Here is a 17502-nt window from a genome sequence, read left to right on the forward strand (position 1 = left end):
GAAGCGGGCGCCCGGTTCGCGGGAAGCAATAGGCGCTGGCCATCTGCGCGAAAATTCCCGAAAACTGCGCAATGGCCGCTCATTCTCGCACAGATCTCGATTGGGACCAGCTCCGCGTCTTCGCCGCGCTCGCGCGCCATGGCAGCCTTTCGGCGGCGGCGCGCGTGCTCGGCGTCAATCACAGCACCGTGTCGCGCAATGTGGCGGGGCTGGAAGCGGCCATCGGCACGCCGCTCCTCGCGCGCAACGCCACCGGCTATGATTTGACCGACGCCGGCCGGCGCGCTCTCGACATCGCAATGGCGATGGAACGCGCCGCCGAATCCCTGCTGGAGGAGACTCCGCGCGACGCCTTTGCCGGGCGGGTGCGCGTGACCGCGACCGCGAGCCTTGCGGACGTGTTCCTGCTGCCGCACCTGGCGGCGCTTCAAAGGCGGCATCCCGCGCTCGATATCGAACTGATCGCCGACCGCCGCGCGGTGAGCCTGCAACGCCACGAGGCCGACATCGCGCTGCGCCTCGCCCGGCCGCAGGACGGCGACCTGCTGGCGCGCCGCGCCTGCGGTGTGGGGCTCGCCTTCTACGGAACCGCGGAGTGGCAGGCGAGAATCACGCAAGGGGATGCGCCCCATTTCGTCGGCTTCGATGAGGCGGCGGGCTATTTGCCCGAGGCGCTCTGGCTCGCGCGCCAGTTTCCCCGCGCGCGATTTGCCTTCCGCACCAACAGTCAGGCCGGGCAGGCGCAGGCGGCGGCTGCGGGCTGCGGCATCGCCCTGCTGCCGCATTTCCTGGCCGCCGGCCATCCGGCCCTGTGCCTTCTCGATCTGCCGCACACGCCGCCGGCGCGCGAACTATGGCTGCTGACCCGCGCCGATGCCCGTGCCGATGCTCGCTTCCGCCTGGTGGCCGACGCGCTGCTGGATCTGTTCCGGCGCGAGCGGGCGCTGTTTGAGGGGGTGGGATAGGCGTTGATCCGCCAGCCCCAGCGTGGGCGGAAGCGCGACGGCAAGCGGTGGCTCGACGCGGCGGCGCCGAATGCCTATGTGAGGGGCCTCTTGTGAAGGCCTCATTCATGCTCGTCGATAGCCACTGCCACTTGGATTTCCCCGATTTCGCCGAGGAACTGCCCGCCGTCGTGGCGCGGGCGCGCGATGCCGGCGTCTCTCATCTCGTGACCATCTCCACTCGCGTGAAGCGCTTCGACCAGATCCGCGCCATCGCCGAGCGGTTCGACAATGTCTTCTGCTCGGTGGGCACCCATCCCCATCAAGCGGCGGAAGAGCCGGATGTGACGACGGCGGATCTCGTGGCGCTCTCCGCCCATCCCAAGGTAGTGGCGATCGGCGAGGTCGGGCTCGATTATCATTATGACAAGAGCCCGCGGGACGCGCAGGCCCACGGCTTCCACACCCATATCGCCGCCGCGCGCGAAACCGGCCTGCCGCTGGTGATCCATGCGCGCGAGGCGGACGACGATGTGGCCGCCATCCTGGAGGCGGAGAGCGCGAAGGGCTCGTTTCCCTTCCTTCTGCATTGCTACACCGGCGGTGCGGACCTCGCGCACCGGGCGGTGGCGCTCGGCGGCTATGTCTCCTTCTCCGGTGTCATCACCTTCAAGAACAGCGCCGCCCTGCGCGAGCTTGCCGCCGCGCTCCCGGCCGAGCGGCTGCTGGTGGAGACCGACGCGCCGTTCCTCGCGCCGACGCCCCATCGCGGTAAGCGCAACGAGCCTTCTTTCGTGCGCGAGACCGCCACGGTGCTCGCCGCCGCGCGCGGCACCACACTGGAGGAGATCGCCGCGCGCACCACGCAGAATTTCTTCACCTTGTTCTCGAAGGCGCGGCGCGCCTGAGCCATTCTGCCTTTAAGCAAGGCGCGGGACGCGCGGCAGGGGACCAGCCTCATGAATCACGATCGCTATGATGACGCCTATATCCGCGACATCCTGAGCACCTGCCGCACCATCGCCGTCGTCGGCGCGAGCCCCAATCCGGCGCGCCCGTCTTTCTTCGTGGCGAAATATCTCTCCGAACGCGGGTTCGAGGTCTATCCCATCAATCCCGGCCAGGTCGGCAAAGAGCTTGCGGGCCGCCCGTTCTATGGCCGGCTCGCGGACGTGCCGGTGCCCATAGACATGGTGGACGTGTTCCGCGCCCCTGCCTTCGTGCCCTCGGTGCTCGACGAGGCGCTGGCGCTCTCGCCGCTGCCCAAGGTGCTCTGGCTGCAACTGGGTGTGCGCCATGACGAATCCGCCGCCCGCGCCGAGGCCGCCGGGCTCAAGGTGGTGATGGATCGCTGCCCGAAGATCGAATACGGCCGGCTCTCGGGCGAGATCGGCTGGACCGGGGTCAACAGCCGCACCATTTCCTCAAAGCGTCCGCAGCGCCTGGGAAGCGGGGTTCAGCGCCTGTCGCTGTCGCGCACGCCGAAGGTGCCGGGCGACGCACAATAACCCGTTCGCCCCTGTGGTGGCGGTTAAACAACATTTTTTTGATGCACGAACTAGAATATAACATGAAGCCCTCGGCATAATGCCGGGGACTCGGAGGAGACCAGCCATGACCGACCGCGAACCGGGCTTCGCCACCCTCGCCATCCATGCGGGCGCCCAGCCCGACCCGACCACGGGCGCGCGGGCGACGCCGATCTACCAGACCACCTCATTCGTGTTCGATGATGTGGATCACGCGGCGGCGCTGTTTGGCCTCCAGACCTTCGGCAATATCTACACCCGCATCGGCAATCCCACGAACGCGGTGCTCGAAGAACGCGTCGCGGCGCTGGAAGGCGGCACGGCCGCGCTCGCGGTGGCGTCCGGCCATGCGGCGCAGCTGCTGGTGTTCCAGACCATGCTCTCGCCGGGCGATGAATTTGTCGCCTCACGTAAGCTCTACGGCGGCTCCATCAACCAATTCACCCATGCGTTCAAGAGCTTCGGCTGGAATGTTGCGTGGGCGGATCCGGACGATATTTCTTCGTTCGAGCGCGCCATCACGCCCAAGACCAAGGCCATCTTCACCGAATCCATCGCCAATCCCGGCGGCGTGGTGACCGACATTGCCGCGATTTCCCAGATCGCCAAGGCCGCCGGCCTGCCGCTGATCGTCGATAACACGCTGGCGACGCCCTATCTGTGGCGCCCCATCGAGCATGGCGCGGACATCGTCATCCATTCCGCCACCAAGTTCCTGGGCGGGCACGGCAATTCCATCGGCGGCGTGATCGTGGACGCCGGCACCTTCAATTGGTCCGCCACCGACCGCTATCCCTTCCTCTCCAAGCCGCGGCCGGAATATCAGGGCATCGTTCTGCACGAGACCTTCGGCAATTTCGCCTTCGCCATCGCCGCCCGCGTGCTTGGCCTGCGCGATCTCGGCCCGGCGCTCTCGCCGTTCAACGCCTTTCTCATCCTCACCGGCATCGAGACGCTCACCCTGCGCATGAAGCAGCACAGCGAGAATGCGCTGGCGGTTGCGAAATTCCTGGCCGCGCATCCCGCGGTGGAATGGGTGAGCTATCCCGGCCTGCCGGAGGATAAATATCACGCGCTCGCCCGCAAATACCTGCCCAAGGGTGCGGGCGCCGTGTTCACCTTCGGCCTAAAGGGCGGCTATGAGGCGGGCGTGAAGCTCGTCTCCCACGTGGAACTGTTCTCGCACTTGGCGAACATCGGCGACACGCGTTCGCTGATCATCCATCCCGCCTCCACCACCCATCGCCAGCTGTCCGACGAGGCGAAGGTGGCGGCCGGAGCGGGGCCGGAGGTGGTGCGGATTTCCGTGGGCATCGAGGACGTGGCCGACATCATCGCCGACCTGCAACAGGCCCTGGCGGTCAGCTGACCGTCGTTTCGCCCGCCTCGCCATAATATTCCCGCGCCAGCGCGAGCCAGGCGCGGGCGGCGTGGGAAAGATAGGCCCGGCGGCGCCAGATCAGCGCCATGTACCAGTCCGTGCTCGGCTCATTCAGCGGCACCAGCGCCACCGAGGGGTGGTGCCGCTGCTCGGCGATGGTGCGCGGCAGGAAGCCGATGCCGAGCCCCGCGCCCACCAGCGCCACGATGAAGTCGATCTGCCCCGAGCGGGCGATGATGGTGGGCGAGACGCCCGCGCGCTCGCAGGCATCGAGAATCACTTGGTTGAGCGCGAATCCGCTCTCAAATAGGATGAAGGGCAGGGCCGCGAGGTCGGGAAAGGTGAGGCTCGGCGCGTGCGCCAGCGGGTCTCCCTCGGGCATCAGAACCACCAGCGGCTCCAGGCGCACCGGCTGGGCCGCGAACTCCTCCTTCACTGGAAGAAGAGAGCCCGCCAGCTCCACTTCGCCCGCCAGCAGAATCTCTTCCAGCCGTTTGCTGCCCTGTTCCACGAGGCGAATCTCGATGCCGGGGTAGCGGCTGCGAAACTGCGCGAACAAAGGCGCAAAGAGCGTTGAACTGCCGAGCGGCGGCAGGCCGAGGCGCAGGATTCCGGTCTTCAACCCGCGCAATTCGTCGAGTTCGGTGGTCAGGTCCTCGCGCTCCGCCAGCATGGTGAGCGCGCGGCGATAGACGATCTCGCCGGCGGCGGTCAGTTCGCTGCGATGGCCGAGGCGGTCCAGCAGCACCACGCCCAATTCCTCCTCCAAATGCTTCACCGCCTTGCTGACCGTGGACTGGGTGGCGAACACGGTTTTCGCGGCCTGGGAGAAGCCGCCCTGGCGAACCACCTCGACGAAGGCACGCAGGGTGCGAAGCTCCATGGCGCGTCATTCCGTTTTGGACTGGATAGAATTCATTCAATTCATTTTACGAATATCGCACCGCACCCTAATGTTCAACGCACTTCCTGCCGCCTCTGTTTGTGGACCTCTCCCATGTCCGGGATCCTGACCCGCCTCCGCTTTATGCTGCGCCGCACACGCGTGCTCCAGATCCTCGTCCTGCTCGGCTTTTGGCTGGCGGGGGATACGCTGGTGCGCTGGCTGCATCTGCCGCTGCCCGGCGGCGTGGTGGGAATGGGGCTGCTGCTGGTGCTTCTCGGCACCGGCGTGCTGCGGGCGGCGAACGTGCGCCTGGGCGCCTATTGGCTGTTGGCGGAAATGCTGCTGTTCTTCGTGCCCGCCGCCATGGCGGTGATGGACCACGGCGAATTCGTCGGGACGTTGGGCCTGAAGATCGCCGCCATCATCCTCGTCGGCACCGTGGCCGTCATGGGCACGACCGCTTTGATCGTGGATTTCGCGTATCGCTTCAGCCTGCGCCATGGCGGGGAAGCCGGACATGCCTGAGTCCAGCTCCCTGTTCTGGCTGTTCTTCTGGCCCGTCGCCACAATCGCGTTCTATGTGCTCGCGCGGGTGGTGAATCGCAGGTTCGGCCGCTGGTTCACCGCGCCGCTGCTGCTGACGCCGGTGCTGATCCTGGGCCTGACGGCACTGCTGCACACCAATTATGCCGATTATCTGCGCGGCACCCATTGGCTGCTGCTGATGCTCGGGCCAGCAACGGTGGCGTTCGCAATCCCCATCTATGAGCAGCGCGCGATGATCCGCCGTCATTGGCCTGTGCTGCTGGTGGGTGTGCTCGCGGGCAGCACGATTGCCCTCGGCACGGCTTGGGGCCTCGCCAACCTGCTGGGCTTGCCGGATGTGCTCGGCCGCAGCCTCATGCCGCGCTCAACCACCACCCCATTCGCCATGAGCATGTCGGGCGAGATCGGCGGCATTCCCGATCTCACCGCCATGTTCGTGGTGGTCACCGGCATCTGCGGTGCGACGCTGGGCGAGGTCATGCTGAAATGGCTGCCGCTGCGCTCCACCTTGGCGCGCGGCGCGCTGTTCGGTATGGGCGCCCATGGCGCGGGCGTCGCAAAGGCCCATCAGATCGGGCGCGAGGAAGGCTCTATCGCCGGTCTGGTTATGATCCTGGCCGGCTTCGTGAACCTGTTGCTTGGGCCGCTGGTGGCGATCGCCCTGCGCTGATCCTCAGGCCCGCGCCGGACGGGCCGGAATACTAGCGGGTGCGAGCGCCCGCCCGCCGCGCGCGACATCGCTTGCATGCAGCGTCGCCGCGATCAGCACGACGGCGGCGCCGAACTGGTGGGTCAGGGCGATATCCATCGGCACCACGAACACCAGCGTGAGAATGCCCAGCAGCGCCTGGCAGCACACGAGAGCGAACACGCCCCAGGCCTCGCGCGCCACCCATCCGCCGATCCGGCGGGCGTTGAGCGCATGCAGCAGCGCCGCCGCGAGGATCGTATAGGCGATCATGCGGTGGACGAACTGCACCGTCAGCACATTCTCGAACAGATTGCGCCATGCCGGATCGAGCGCGCCGAGCTGCGCGGCGGCGGGAATGAAATGCCCGTCGATCAGCGGCCAGGTGTTGAAGGTGAAGCCCGCGTCCAGCCCCGCCACCAGTCCGCCGGCGAAGATCTGCAGCAGCACCAGCGCCACCAGCACGAGCGATCCGGTGCGCAGGGGCGCGGGCACCTTGTCCTCGCCCGCGACCTTGAGGCTGCGTGCCACCGCGACGATGGCGGCAAGGATGATGCAGGCGAGCGTCAGATGCACCGCCAGCCGGTACTGGCTCACCGAGGTGCGGGCGGAAAGGCCGGAGGCCACCATCCACCAGCCCACCGCGCCCTGAAGGCCGCCGAGCACGAACAGGCCGAGGCATTTGACCAGCAGCGGGCCCCGCAGCACGCCGCGCACGGCGAAATAGAGGAAGGGCAGGAGGAAGGCGAAGCCGATCAGGCGGCCCAGCAGGCGATGGCCCCATTCCCACCAGAAAATGCGCTTGAAGCCTTCCAGCCCCATGCCCTTGTTGAGGATCTCATATTGGGGAATCGCCTTGTACTTCTCGAACTCCGCCTGCCAGTCGGCCTGCGAGAGCGGGGGCAGGGCGCCGGTGACAGGCTTCCATTCGGTGATCGACAGGCCGGATTCGGTGAGGCGCGTCGCGCCGCCCACCACGATCATCAGCACGATCAGCGCGGCGACCGCATAAAGCCACAGGCGAACCGCCCGGGCGCCCGGCACGGGCGCGGGCGCGGCATCGACGGATGTGATCGCGCGGCGATCCTGCGGCATCTGAACCTGCTCCAGAATATGGCCCTCCCCACGGATCCGATATACAGCGGCTTCCACGGGTGCAAGACGGCGCGGCGTCGCTGCCGCAGGGGAGCGGGTGGCGTGCACCAGCACCGCACGCCACGGGACAACAAAGGAGGGCGCGATGCCCATGCGTTTGCGCAAGTTCATCGGCACCATTCTGATGCTGATCCTGGTGGTGGTGTGGGCGCTCGGGGCGATGGCGATCGCGCAAGGCCGCGTCACCGAGCTGCCCTGGGCTTGGCAGACGGTGTCCTATGTGCTGCTCGGATCGCTCTGGATCGTGCCCGCCGCCTTCCTCATCCGCTGGATGGAGCGGCCCGATAAGAAGGTGTGATGCCAGTTCATCAATCGCGATTCGCGTAAGGTTTTACTTCGACACATTGCGGCAAGTTATTGAATTTAAAATCAATTTGTCGCTTGTGGTAGTCCAGGTTCTTCTGGAGCTTCAGGCGGCGGGGGCAAGCCGGCGCGGGGTGCTTTCGCGCCTCTGCCGCACCGGCTCTGCTTCCAGCACCGGCAGTGCGGGCGCAGAAGCCGGCGCATCGGTGTCGGCAAGACGCAGCATCACCACGTCATTGAAACCGATGGAGGCGAGCGCCGCATAGGCTTCCACGCCCGAGCCCACGGGCGCGCCCATATCTTCGATGCAGACCAGCAGCGGCTGAAGCGCCGCAAGGCCCGCCGCCGCCACCAGATGGGGGGCCGGCGGCGCGGCGACGATCACGCAATCATAAGTCTGCCGCAGGGCGCGCAGGATCAGAGCTAGGCGGTCGGCGGTGGCGACGCTGGCGCCGCCCCGCGCGCCGCGACCGGGCGGGATGATATGGGCGCGCGACACCAGATCGCGGTGGATGGTTTCACCGAAGCCGGCAACCCCGAACAGCATCTCATCGACCCCGGCGGCCCAGGGATCGGCCACCAAGCCCCTCAATTCCGGCGCGTCGCCGTCGAGGGCGACCAGTGCGACGCGCGCATCCCCGAGGGAGAGCGCGCGCGCCAAGGCCACCGCGCACGCGGCAGAGCGGGCAAACGGCGTATCGGCGGTGAGCACCACGAGGTGCCCGGCATCGGCGGGGCGCGCGCACAGCTCCTCCAGCACCTGGAGCAGGCGCGCCAGCGCCTCGTCCTGCGTCATGCCCCGCCCGTGTCCGGCATCCATCCAGGCGACACTGCGCCCGTCGGTGAGCTGCACCGGCAGGCGCGCGCTCTCCTCGTCATCCATCATGTGCTGGGCCGGCCGGCCGAGCCGCAGCACGATGAAGCCGAGGGCAAAGGTCGCCAGCGCCAGCAGCACCAAGCGCAGCGGAGCGGGAACATCGGGCATCACCGGCGCCATTGCGGCGGCGGCGATGCGCATCTGCGGCGTCGCCGCGTGCGCGGCCGCCGGGCCGTCGGGATCGGCACGCACCTCGGCATCGAGAGACAGGAAAGCGTCGGCATAGGCCTGCACTACCCGCGCGGCGAGTTTCGGCCGCGTTGCGGTGAAGGACAGTTCCAGCACCCGCCCGCCGAAGCGCGGGGTCACGGCCAAGCCGGAGACCAGCGCCGCACCCGCGATATCCACGGGCGCGCGTGGCGCATCGGCGGAAAGCCAGCGCGCCAGCGAAAAGGCGCGACTCGGTTCGGCAAGAGCGGCCCGGTCCGCCGGATTGAGGCGCGCGAACACATCCTGCGCCATCTCGCGGGCACCCAGCACCTGCGCCACGCCGCGCACGCTGGCGGCGGGCGGCTGTGAGGCGACATCGAACGACAGGGAGGCAGTGGCGGTATAGCGCAAGGGCAGCAGCAGAAGCGCCGCCGCCAGAAGCAACGCTATCGCGGCGCACACCCGCACGCGACGCAAGCGAACCCACTGCCTTTCGGCGTGTGAATCGAAGAGCGTTTCGCGGCTTAGGCTGTCGGTCATCGCGCCTTCCTTCGCCAGCGGCATCATGCCAGCCAGGACTCTAGGAAAGCCCTTTATGGTTTAGGGAACGTAAAGGCCGCGATCAATTCGCCCTCACCGATCCTCCCAATGGGGCGGGCGCTTGTCGAGCACCGCCGAAATCCCCTCGTCGGCGTCGCGCGCGAGCATGTTGGTGGTCATCACTTGCGAGGCGAAAGCATAGGCATTGTCCAGCGTCATTTCCGACTGGGCGTAGAAGGCGGCCTTGCCCAGCTTCACCGGCACCTGCGATTTGGCGGCAATGCGCAGGGCGAGGTCGCGCGCGGCGGGCACCGCCTCGCCATCGGCCACCACCCGGTTCACCAGACCCATGCGATGGGCTTCTTCCGCCTCCACCCATTCGCCGAGCAGCAGCATTTCCAGCGCGTGCTTGCGCGAGACGGCGCGCGACAGGGCAACCATCGGGGTGTGGCAGAACAGGCCGATATTGACCCCGGGCGTGCAGAAACGCGCCTTCGCGCCGGCCACCGCGAGATCGCAGCTGGCGACCAATTGGCATCCGGCCGCCGTGGCCATGCCGTCCACCGCCGCGATCACCGGCTGGGGCAGGCGCACGATGGCGGTCATCAGTGCCGCGCAGCGCCGCAGCACCTGGTCGTAATAATGCCGGCCGCGATCCTCGTCCCTGCGATGGGCCTGGATCTCCTTCAGATCATGGCCGGCGGAAAACACCGGGCCGCGCGCCGCCAGCACGACGGCGCGGACCGCAGGATCCACCGAGATGTCGGTCAGCGTTTCCGAGAGCGCCGCCATCATGGCTTCGGAAAGGCTGTTGCGGCTCGCGGGGCGGTTGAGCGTCAGCAGCGCGACGCCGTCGGCATCGCTGCGCAGCACCGCCGGCTCGACCGGAACCTCGACGGCGGCTGCAACTGGGGATGCGGCAGAAGACATGTCATCTCCCTCGCGCGCTTGGCGCGCTTTGATCTTTTGCCAGGCTACTCTAAGCAAAGCGCAAGCGGGAAGCGAGATGCGGGGAGCACGCAATGGGGAACGGTGAAGTGCGGATGTCACCACAGGACCTGGAGGCGTTCCTGCACGCGGAATTCCCCCAGGCGTTCGGCCCTGGCAAGGCGCACACCGTGATTTCCACTGGCGTCATGACGGCGACGGTGCGGCTGGAGGCGGGCGACGATCACCTGCGGCCCGGCGGCACCGTGTCCGGCCCGGCGCTGATGGCGCTGTCCGATGTTGCGGTCTATGCCGCCCTGCTGGCACAGATCGGCCCGGTGGCGCTGGCGGTGACGACCAATCTCTCCATCAACTTCCTGCGCAAGCCGGCGCCCGGCCCGATCCTGGCGGACGCGCGCATCATCAAGCTGGGCAAGCGCCTCGCGGTGGGTGATGTCGCGCTTCACAGCCCCGGCAGCGCGGAGCTTGTCGCCCATTGCGTGGCGACCTATTCCATTCCGGCGCGATAGGTCCCTTCCGCAACGGCGCGCCCTGATCCGGATCAATGCGTTTTCCCTCCCGCCCCGCATGGTGCGAGCAAGGGGAGACGCCATGGGAAAATCCGTCCTCATCATTCAGGGGCATCCGGATCCGCACGGTGGGCATCTCTGCCACGCCTTGGCGGACGCCTATGCGCACGGCGCGCGTGCCGCCGGCCACGATGTGGCACGGGTCGAGGTGGCGGCGCTCGATTTCTCGCTGATGCGCACCCAGGCGGATTTCGAGACCGGCACCATGCCGCATGATCTGCTTCCCGCGCGCGACGCGCTGCTCGCGGCCAATCATGTGGTGCTGCTGTTTCCCCTTTGGCTCGGCACCATGCCGGCCTTGCTGAAGGCGTTCCTGGAGCAATTGATGCGCCCGGGCTTCGCCTTCATCCAGGCCGGCCCCGGCTTTCCCCACAAGCTGCTCGGCGGCCGCTCGGCGCGGGTGATCGTGACCATGGGCATGCCGGCCCTGATCTATCGCTGGTATTTCTTCGCCCATGGCGTGCTCGGGCTGGAGCGCAACATCCTGGATTTCGTCGGCATCGCCCCGGTGCGCCACAGCCTGTTCGGCCTGGTGGATGTGGCGACGCCGGACGAGCGCGCCCGCTGGCTGCGCCAGGTCGAGGCACTCGGGCGGGATGCGCGCTGAACGAAAAGGACGGCGTTTGTTGCGCCGGAAAAGCGGCTTGAAATGTGGTGTTATAACACCATTTTAATAAGCATCTGAAAAACAAAGATAAATCGGACGCATGCTGCGTTGACGCTACGCCGGCTCTGGGTTACAAGCCCGTCCATTGCCGGGGGCCTTGCGATCTTTCGTGGGGACCGGCTTTCTCATTCGGAAACCGATCCATGAAGACGTATTCGGCCAAGCCTGCCGAAATCGAAAAGAAATGGGTGGTGATCGACGCGACCGGACTCGTCGTGGGCCGTCTCGCCACCATCATCGCCATGCGCCTGAAGGGCAAGCACCTTCCGCTCTACACCCCGCACGTGGATTGCGGCGACAATGTCGTCGTGGTCAACGCCGAGAAGGCGGTACTGACCGGTCGCAAGCGCGACCAGAAGGTCTATTACCACCACACCGGCTTCCCGGGTGGCATCAAGGAGCGCACAGCCAAGTTCCTGCTGGAAGGCCGCTTCCCCGAGCGCGTCATCGAGAAGGCCGTGGAGCGCATGCTCGCTCGTGGCCCGCTCGGCCGCAAGATCATGGGCAATCTGCGCGTCTACAAGGGCGCCGCTCATCCCCATGAGGCGCAGCAGCCCGTGGCGCTGGATGTGGCCAGCCTCAACCGCAAGAATGTGAGGAACTGATCATGGCTGAGGTTCTTCAGTCCCTCGACGCGCTCGATTCCCGCCAGGGCGGAATCGAAGAGGCGCCGGTCCATGTCCAGAAGCTGGACAAGTTCGGCCGCGCCTATGCCACCGGCAAGCGCAAGGACGCGGTCGCCCGCGTCTGGATCCGCCCCGGCACCGGCAAGATCACGGTCAATGACCGCGATGTGGTGACCTATTTCGCCCGTCCCGTGCTGCGCCTGATGATCAACCAGCCCTTCCAGGCCGCGGCCCGTGAAGAGCAGTATGACGTGGTCTGCACCGTTTCCGGCGGCGGCCTCTCCGGCCAGGCCGGCGCGCTGCGCCACGGCATCTCCCGCGCGCTCACCTATTACGAGCCCGAGCTGCGCGGCCCGCTCAAGAAGGGCGGCTTCCTGACCCGCGACAGCCGCGTGGTCGAGCGCAAGAAGTACGGCCGCGCCAAGGCTCGCCGCAGCTTCCAGTTCTCGAAGCGCTGATTTTTCCCCCATTCGGGGATCAAACGAAAAAGGCGGCTGGGATTTTCCCCGCCGCCTTTTTTGTGTCTCGTGCCAGGAGCCGGGGAAGACCCCGTCAGAAGCTCGGTGTATCGCCGGGCAGGGGGCTCCACTGGCCGTTGTCGGTGGGATCGCCGGGAGGCGAGGAGCCCATGTAGCCATCGAGATCCGGCGGGAAGACATAATCCTCGTTGCGATCGTCGCCGATGCCCACGTCCGGCTTGATGGCCGCGCCGGGGCCGGGGTCCAGATAGCTGCCCTGCGGAATGACCGGCAGGTGGATCACATTGGGATTGTGCGGCTGGATGGTGATGTGCGGCGGGTTCGCGGAACTTTGTGCCGCGGCATGATCGGCCACCGCCGCGACCATCGCGACGCCGAGCGTGCAGATGGCGACGCCTCCGACCCAAGACCAGACCTTCTGCATGGAACCCCCCGACAATGGCGTCGCTTCGCATAGGCGAGGGCGGGGACATTGGCAAGCTGTGCCAGGAGCATGGCGGAGGCCGCGACATTTGGTAAGGTCCGGCGGGACCGCCACGGGGGGATGTTTCATGGCCGCGTTTTGCTTCTCGCGCCTCGCTTTTCGCAGCTTGCTGACCTTGGGCCTGGCCGGCGCGGGATTTTTCGCGACCCTGCCGGCGAGCGCTGCGCCCGCGCGCATCATCATCCTGCGCCATGGCGAAAAGCAGGATGCCTATCGGCTGTGCCGCGTCGGCAACGACCGCGCCAAGGCGCTCGCGGCGCATTATCTCGGCAAGGGCGCGAAGGACAGCCTGTTCCCGGACGGCACGGCACCGGCCGCTATCCTCGCCGTAACCTTGCATACCATGGAGCTCGCCGCGCCCGCCGCCGCCACCTGGTCCCTGCCGGTGGTGATGTATTCGGCGCTGCCAGAGGCGCATACCAGCGCGCGCAAGAAGCTGGCGAAGCCGGCGGCGGCCACGCCTTCCGCTCCCGGTCCTTCCGCCCCTGGTTCTGCCACCTCTGCCACTGACGCCGCGCCGGCCGCCGCCCCATCCGCTGAGGCCAAGCCCAAGAAGGTTGCGCGCAAGCCGGACAAGGCCGCCCGCAAAGCCGAGTTCGTCCAGCTCGTCACGACCCGCACCCAGCAGGCCGTGAATGACGTGATGAACGATCCGCGCTTCGCGGGCCGGACGGTGGTGATGGTGTGGGAACACGATCACATCGCCGATGCGGATCTCGAAGCCGCCAACCCAGGCCAGAAGGTGACGCTGCGGCAATTGCTGCACCTTGGCACGCTGCCGGATGTTCCGGCGAGCTGGCCGTGGGCGACCTATGATTATTTCTGGATCGTGGACTTTGCACCCGACGGCAAGCCGGTGCGCTTCACCATGCAGCGGCAGGTGTTCGACGGTGCCTTCGCCAGCTTGCCGTCCAACGAATGGGGGGCGCCCAATGGCCTGACGGCGCAGACCCGCTGCGCTCTCTGACCACCGCCCGCATGGCGGCTATTTCCGGATGATCGTGCTCGCGGCGCCGTCCGGCAAGGTGTCCACCACCAGCAGGCGGACCGCCTCCGGCCCGTCGTTGACCGCGAAATGCCATTGGTCGATCACCTCGAAAATGGCGTCGCCGGGCTTGTACGTGAAGGTCTGCGCCGTGGCTTCCACGGTCACCGACAATGTGCCCGCCAAGACATAGGCGAAGCGCGGATAAGGGTGCTTGTGCGCCGGCAGGCGTGCACCCGGCGCGATCACATATTCCGAGAAGGTGACTCGCGCGTCGCCGGGCGGAAAATGAATCGGCTGGCCCGACGCGGTCGTGGTCGCGGATGCGATCGGCTTCACCACGACTGGCGACTCGCCCTGCGCGAACGCTGCGACCGAAGTTAGCGCGGCAATGCCGAGAGATATGGCGAATGGCCGATATGACATGCCCGTTCCTTGCCGTTCCGATTTGAGCGCACGCTTGATTTTAGCGTCAAAAACTTGAGCAGGATCAATAAAATCGGCTCTGCCATGGGGTTGGTGCGCCGCATATTCAGCCGGATCGCCGGTTTTCCACGCACGCCTCGGCCAAGTCAGCCAGACACAAGCTTTCAAGGAGATTTTGCGGCTGCGCCATCTCACAGCGCCCAGCATGGCAGATGTGTCATCGCTTGTGCACAAGGGACCAGGGCAGAAGGAAACGTAATGTCCAAAGCTCAAGTTATCGCCATGCCCCGCACGACAGGCCCCAGCTTTGCCGGCATGGAATTCCTCGACCACCTGCCCTTCGCCATCATGCTGTGCGACCCGGCCAGTTGCATCATCCAATATGCCAACCATCAGTCCCGGCAATTGCTGCGGGACATTGAGCACGTCCTGCATATTTCGCCCGACGCCGTGGTGGGATCCTCGTTGGATCTGTTTCACCACCATCCCGCACAGGCCCGTCGAATCGTCCAGGACCCGAGCAAGCTGCCGTATCAGACCGTGATCCGCGCCGGCAACGAGACGCTCGATCTCAACATCAACGCGATCCTGGATGCCCGCGGAAAGTATCGTTTCGCCCAACTCACCTGGAACCGCGTGACGCAGGTTCTGGAGCAAAAACAGAAGACCGAGCATCTGCTCAATATGATCGACGAACTGCCGATCAATGTGATGACGTGCGAGAAGGAAGACCTGAAGATCAATTACGCCAACCGGGCAAGCATCGAGACGCTGCGGCGCATCGAGAAGCATCTGCCGATCAAGGCGGATGACCTGGTGGGCACCTCGATCGACATTTTCCACAAGCATCCCGAACATCAGCGCGCGATGCTCGCGGACCCCAAGAACCTGCCCCATTCGGCGAAGATTCGCGTCGGACCCGAGACGCTGCAATTGCGGGTGTCGGCGGCGCACGATTCGCAGGGCGTCTACCTCGGCCCGATCCTGACCTGGTCGGTCATCACCAAGAGCATCGAGGTCGCGGCGGGCGTGACCGAAGTGGTCGACGGTCTGCGGCACACCGCCACCAACATGAGCACGGAAAGCGACACTCTGCTGGAACTGAGCGAAGGCTCTGAGAGTGCGGCGTCCTCGGTGAGCGCCGCCGCCGTCGAAATGGCGGCCTCGTTCGATGAAATTTCGAAGCAGATCCAGCACGCGGCAACCATGGCGCAGGACGCCGCCGACCGTTCCACATCGGCCGACAGCCTGGTGCGGGGACTGGCCGACAGCGTGGGCCGCATCGGCGCGGTGACCGCGCTGATCGAGAAAATCGCCGCCCAGACCAACCTGCTCGCCCTCAACGCGACCATCGAGGCGGCGCGCGTGGGCGAGGCCGGGCGGGGATTTGCGATCGTGGCGCAGGAGGTCAAGGCGCTTGCCGTGCAGACCGCCAACGCCACGAAGGAGATCCGCACGCAGGTCGAGGCGGTCCAGGCGACGAGCACAGAAGCCGCGACCGCCGTCAGCGATATTTCCGGCAATGTGGGACAGGTCAGCCAAGTGTTTGTCGCCCTGTCCGCCGGGGTTCAGCAGCAGGTGGCGACGACACATTCCGTCAGCCAGATGATCACCCAGGTGTCGGGCAAGACGAAAGAGATTCGCGCGGGTGCAATGCAGGCGCGCAGCGTCGCAACGGAAGTGTCCCATTTTGCCGAACGGCTGAACGGAGAAATGGCCGCCCTCTTGGAAGACACCTCGGATTCCTCGCGCTAATACGTTGTATTTGATCAGGTCTACTTCGGAAAATCAGGCAATTTTAACGCCCTTAAGGTGCTTTCTTGCCTGAGTTTCCGGGGAGATTTGTCCAAAAGAATCGAGCGTCTTGCACCAAAAGCCACGAAGCACTGCCCAATAATCGTTTAAAACAACACCGCATCAACACCATTTTACCATGAAAAAGGAAACGCTTGTTACCGGCTTGTGGTATGAATTAATATTCAACGTGGCGAAAACCGTTAGAGTACACCCGTGTCTGAACAAGGTATTTACTTCTTTATATCAACATTACTTGACACTATAGATATAGCTGTATGCCTTTTTGATTCAGAAGATCGGACTATCTCCTGGAATCCCGCGTTTACGCGGTTTTTTCCGGAACATGACGGTCACGTCTATTCTGGCGAACCCTATCGCGAAAACCTGCGTCGATTCTATTCGAACAGATTGCCAGAAGAAGAGATGTCTAACATCGAGCGCTATATTGATGAAGGCGTCGATCGTCATCGCAATCAAACACGACCCTTTGTTTTTACGCATAATGGCCGTCGCTTGCGGGTTGCCTCTCTTCAGACCCCCGACGGTGGGCGCATCCGAATCTGGCACGAGCTTTCCGAAGAGAACTCCCACGCCCCGGATCCCGCCCTCTGGAACGAATTTCCCATTGATCTGCTCGATTATATCGCCGACGGCGCGATGGTGCTGGACCAGAACGACAAGATCATCGCCGTCAATGGCGAGTTCCGCGCGCTCTACGACATCGCCCCCGGCGAACCGATCATCGGCCTGACGCTGATTGATATTGTCAGGCGGGCCTGGGTGAAATCGGGGGCGCCGGGTCGGGCGCTTGATGTTTCCATGCTCGACAATCTCCGTTTCGCCGGCGCGCCGTTCGAGGTGGAATTGCCGGGCGGGCGCTGGCGCCGGGTGATCGCGCGCCGCACCGCCAGCGGCATCGGCTATTTCACCCATTCCGACATCTCACTGCTGAAACGCGCCCTGGCCGATCTCGCCGCCATGGCCGCCACCGACGGGCTGACAGGCCTACCCAACCGCCGCAGGTTCGACGCCGGGCTGGATGAAGCCTGGCAACGCTGCCGCCGCGAGGGCGCCGCGATTTCGCTGCTGCTCGTCGACATTGATCATTTCAAATCGGTCAACGATCGTTTCGGCCATGTGGTCGGCGACCAATGTCTGCGACGGACAGCGCAGATCGTCCAGGAGGCGGTCCGCCAGTCAATCGACCTTGCGGCGCGCGTCGGCGGGGAGGAATTCGCGGTGGTGCTACCGGATGCAACCGCCGAGGGCGCCGTCGCGGTCAGCCAGCGCATCCGCGCCGCCATGGCCCGCGAGCCCTGGATCGAGATCCATCCCTATCTGGCCTCGGTGACCGTGAGCATCGGCATCTGCGCGGTGAAGATCCCGGCCGATCTCACTGTCGCGGACTTCATGCGCCATGCCGACGAGGCGCTCTATCGGGCCAAGAACAGCGGCCGGGACAGGCTAGAGCTGCACATCGCCTAGGCACGCATCACGTCACGCGCGCGGCAAGCACCCGGGC

General features: G+C 65.6%; 20 protein-coding genes. 14 read left to right on the forward strand and 6 right to left on the reverse strand.

Annotated features, from left to right (window positions below; translation table 11 throughout):
- The first annotated feature begins 71 nt into the window (after positions 1–71).
- The 4 genes from V5F78_RS08400 to V5F78_RS08415 all read left to right on the forward strand — a co-directional run bounded on the left by V5F78_RS08400 (position 72) and on the right by V5F78_RS08415 (position 3842).
- On the forward strand, positions 72–965 hold the full coding sequence (locus tag V5F78_RS08400) for a LysR family transcriptional regulator (RefSeq protein WP_394071458.1): 894 nt from the start codon (positions 72–74) through the stop codon (positions 963–965).
- Positions 966–1072: 107 nt separating this feature from the next.
- Positions 1073–1852, forward strand: coding sequence for a TatD family hydrolase (locus V5F78_RS08405; RefSeq protein WP_394071457.1), 780 nt, complete (start codon positions 1073–1075; stop codon positions 1850–1852).
- 51 nt (positions 1853–1903) lie between these two features.
- Complete coding sequence (locus V5F78_RS08410) at positions 1904–2452, forward strand: CoA-binding protein (RefSeq protein ID WP_394071456.1); 549 nt, start codon at positions 1904–1906, stop codon at positions 2450–2452.
- A 106-nt stretch (positions 2453–2558) separates the two neighbouring features.
- Entirely contained in the window at positions 2559–3842 is a 1284-nt protein-coding gene (locus tag V5F78_RS08415) for an O-acetylhomoserine aminocarboxypropyltransferase (RefSeq protein WP_394071455.1), read from the forward strand.
- Here V5F78_RS08415 and V5F78_RS08420 read toward each other — a convergent pair.
- Positions 3835–4737 (reverse strand): LysR family transcriptional regulator, encoded by a 903-nt coding sequence (locus V5F78_RS08420; protein WP_394071454.1) that lies wholly within the window; start codon positions 4735–4737, stop codon positions 3835–3837. The two genes, V5F78_RS08415 and V5F78_RS08420, sit on opposite strands and share 8 nt — an antisense overlap.
- 114 nt (positions 4738–4851) lie before the next feature.
- On the opposite strand from V5F78_RS08420, the gene V5F78_RS08425 reads away from it, so the two are divergent.
- Both V5F78_RS08425 and V5F78_RS08430 read left to right on the forward strand, forming a co-directional pair.
- Positions 4852–5265, forward strand: a complete 414-nt coding sequence (locus V5F78_RS08425; protein ID WP_394071453.1) for a CidA/LrgA family protein — start codon at positions 4852–4854, stop codon at positions 5263–5265.
- Entirely contained in the window at positions 5258–5956 is a 699-nt protein-coding gene (locus tag V5F78_RS08430) for an LrgB family protein (protein WP_394071452.1), read from the forward strand. The genes V5F78_RS08425 and V5F78_RS08430 overlap by 8 nt, the downstream gene beginning before the upstream one ends.
- A gap of 3 nt (positions 5957–5959) precedes the next feature.
- Here the strand turns inward: V5F78_RS08430 and V5F78_RS08435 are convergent, their stop codons facing one another.
- Positions 5960–7069, reverse strand: a complete 1110-nt coding sequence (locus V5F78_RS08435) for a COX15/CtaA family protein (protein WP_394071451.1) — start codon at positions 7067–7069, stop codon at positions 5960–5962.
- Between the two features lie 145 nt (positions 7070–7214).
- Between V5F78_RS08435 and V5F78_RS08440 the strand changes: the two genes are divergently transcribed.
- Complete coding sequence (locus tag V5F78_RS08440; RefSeq protein WP_394071450.1) at positions 7215–7427, forward strand: DUF2842 domain-containing protein; 213 nt, start codon at positions 7215–7217, stop codon at positions 7425–7427.
- 111 nt (positions 7428–7538) lie between these two features.
- On the opposite strand, the gene V5F78_RS08445 is transcribed toward V5F78_RS08440, so the two are convergent.
- Positions 7539–8999, reverse strand: coding sequence for a hypothetical protein (locus tag V5F78_RS08445; protein ID WP_394071449.1), 1461 nt, complete (start codon positions 8997–8999; stop codon positions 7539–7541).
- A 93-nt stretch (positions 9000–9092) separates the two neighbouring features.
- Entirely contained in the window at positions 9093–9929 is an 837-nt protein-coding gene (locus V5F78_RS08450; RefSeq protein ID WP_394071448.1) for an enoyl-CoA hydratase, read from the reverse strand.
- A 113-nt stretch (positions 9930–10042) separates the two neighbouring features.
- On the opposite strand from V5F78_RS08450, the gene V5F78_RS08455 reads away from it, so the two are divergent.
- From V5F78_RS08455 to rpsI, 4 genes are all read left to right on the forward strand, one after another.
- Positions 10043–10456 carry a PaaI family thioesterase gene (locus tag V5F78_RS08455; RefSeq protein WP_394071447.1) on the forward strand — a complete coding sequence of 138 codons (414 nt, stop codon included), beginning with the start codon at positions 10043–10045 and terminating at the stop codon, positions 10454–10456.
- 82 nt (positions 10457–10538) lie between these two features.
- Positions 10539–11123 carry an NAD(P)H-dependent oxidoreductase gene (locus tag V5F78_RS08460; RefSeq protein WP_394071446.1) on the forward strand — a complete coding sequence of 195 codons (585 nt, stop codon included), beginning with the start codon at positions 10539–10541 and terminating at the stop codon, positions 11121–11123.
- Between the two features lie 203 nt (positions 11124–11326).
- The gene (gene rplM, locus V5F78_RS08465; RefSeq protein WP_394071445.1) at positions 11327–11788 is read left to right on the forward strand and encodes a 50S ribosomal protein L13; all 462 of its coding nucleotides are present in this window, start codon (positions 11327–11329) and stop codon (positions 11786–11788) included.
- A 2-nt stretch (positions 11789–11790) separates the two neighbouring features.
- Positions 11791–12267 carry a 30S ribosomal protein S9 gene (gene rpsI, locus V5F78_RS08470; protein WP_394043436.1) on the forward strand — a complete coding sequence of 159 codons (477 nt, stop codon included), beginning with the start codon at positions 11791–11793 and terminating at the stop codon, positions 12265–12267.
- Between the two features lie 94 nt (positions 12268–12361).
- Here the strand turns inward: rpsI and V5F78_RS08475 are convergent, their stop codons facing one another.
- Positions 12362–12712: a hypothetical protein gene (locus V5F78_RS08475; RefSeq protein WP_394071444.1), complete on the reverse strand. Its 351-nt coding sequence runs from the start codon at positions 12710–12712 to the stop codon at positions 12362–12364.
- Between the two features lie 127 nt (positions 12713–12839).
- On the opposite strand from V5F78_RS08475, the gene V5F78_RS08480 reads away from it, so the two are divergent.
- Positions 12840–13739, forward strand: coding sequence for a hypothetical protein (locus V5F78_RS08480; RefSeq protein WP_394071443.1), 900 nt, complete (start codon positions 12840–12842; stop codon positions 13737–13739).
- An 18-nt stretch (positions 13740–13757) separates the two neighbouring features.
- Here V5F78_RS08480 and V5F78_RS08485 read toward each other — a convergent pair whose 3' ends face one another.
- Positions 13758–14183 (reverse strand): cupin domain-containing protein, encoded by a 426-nt coding sequence (locus V5F78_RS08485; protein WP_394071442.1) that lies wholly within the window; start codon positions 14181–14183, stop codon positions 13758–13760.
- Positions 14184–14192: 9 nt separating this feature from the next.
- On the opposite strand from V5F78_RS08485, the gene V5F78_RS08490 reads away from it, so the two are divergent.
- Together V5F78_RS08490 and V5F78_RS08495 are read left to right on the forward strand one after the other, a co-directional pair.
- Complete coding sequence (locus tag V5F78_RS08490; RefSeq protein ID WP_394071441.1) at positions 14193–15938, forward strand: methyl-accepting chemotaxis protein; 1746 nt, start codon at positions 14193–14195, stop codon at positions 15936–15938.
- A 255-nt stretch (positions 15939–16193) separates the two neighbouring features.
- Entirely contained in the window at positions 16194–17465 is a 1272-nt protein-coding gene (locus tag V5F78_RS08495) for a sensor domain-containing diguanylate cyclase (protein WP_394071440.1), read from the forward strand.
- Positions 17466–17502: the final 37 nt, after the last annotated feature.

The organism is Roseixanthobacter glucoisosaccharinicivorans (assembly GCF_043195095.2).
GTDB lineage: Bacteria > Pseudomonadota > Alphaproteobacteria > Rhizobiales > Xanthobacteraceae > NCEH01.

Excerpts from the sequence above, each read along its gene's own strand:
- V5F78_RS08480 (WP_394071443.1), top strand. The coding sequence starts at position 12,840 with ATGGCCGCGTTTTGCTTCTCGCGCCTCGCTTTTCGCAGCTTGCTGACC.
- V5F78_RS08460 (WP_394071446.1), top strand. The coding sequence starts at position 10,539 with ATGGGAAAATCCGTCCTCATCATTCAGGGGCATCCGGATCCGCACGGT.
- V5F78_RS08445 (WP_394071449.1), bottom strand. The coding sequence starts at position 8,999 with ATGACCGACAGCCTAAGCCGCGAAACGCTCTTCGATTCACACGCCGAA.
- V5F78_RS08475 (WP_394071444.1), bottom strand. The coding sequence starts at position 12,712 with ATGCAGAAGGTCTGGTCTTGGGTCGGAGGCGTCGCCATCTGCACGCTC.
- V5F78_RS08455 (WP_394071447.1), top strand. The coding sequence starts at position 10,043 with ATGTCACCACAGGACCTGGAGGCGTTCCTGCACGCGGAATTCCCCCAG.
- V5F78_RS08425 (WP_394071453.1), top strand. The coding sequence starts at position 4,852 with ATGTCCGGGATCCTGACCCGCCTCCGCTTTATGCTGCGCCGCACACGC.
- rpsI (WP_394043436.1), top strand. The coding sequence starts at position 11,791 with ATGGCTGAGGTTCTTCAGTCCCTCGACGCGCTCGATTCCCGCCAGGGC.
- V5F78_RS08450 (WP_394071448.1), bottom strand. The coding sequence starts at position 9,929 with ATGTCTTCTGCCGCATCCCCAGTTGCAGCCGCCGTCGAGGTTCCGGTC.
- V5F78_RS08415 (WP_394071455.1), top strand. The coding sequence starts at position 2,559 with ATGACCGACCGCGAACCGGGCTTCGCCACCCTCGCCATCCATGCGGGC.
- V5F78_RS08430 (WP_394071452.1), top strand. The coding sequence starts at position 5,258 with ATGCCTGAGTCCAGCTCCCTGTTCTGGCTGTTCTTCTGGCCCGTCGCC.
- V5F78_RS08435 (WP_394071451.1), bottom strand. The coding sequence starts at position 7,069 with ATGCCGCAGGATCGCCGCGCGATCACATCCGTCGATGCCGCGCCCGCG.
- V5F78_RS08400 (WP_394071458.1), top strand. The coding sequence starts at position 72 with ATGGCCGCTCATTCTCGCACAGATCTCGATTGGGACCAGCTCCGCGTC.
- V5F78_RS08405 (WP_394071457.1), top strand. The coding sequence starts at position 1,073 with ATGCTCGTCGATAGCCACTGCCACTTGGATTTCCCCGATTTCGCCGAG.
- V5F78_RS08420 (WP_394071454.1), bottom strand. The coding sequence starts at position 4,737 with ATGGAGCTTCGCACCCTGCGTGCCTTCGTCGAGGTGGTTCGCCAGGGC.
- rplM (WP_394071445.1), top strand. The coding sequence starts at position 11,327 with ATGAAGACGTATTCGGCCAAGCCTGCCGAAATCGAAAAGAAATGGGTG.
- V5F78_RS08440 (WP_394071450.1), top strand. The coding sequence starts at position 7,215 with ATGCCCATGCGTTTGCGCAAGTTCATCGGCACCATTCTGATGCTGATC.
- V5F78_RS08410 (WP_394071456.1), top strand. The coding sequence starts at position 1,904 with ATGAATCACGATCGCTATGATGACGCCTATATCCGCGACATCCTGAGC.
- V5F78_RS08485 (WP_394071442.1), bottom strand. The coding sequence starts at position 14,183 with ATGTCATATCGGCCATTCGCCATATCTCTCGGCATTGCCGCGCTAACT.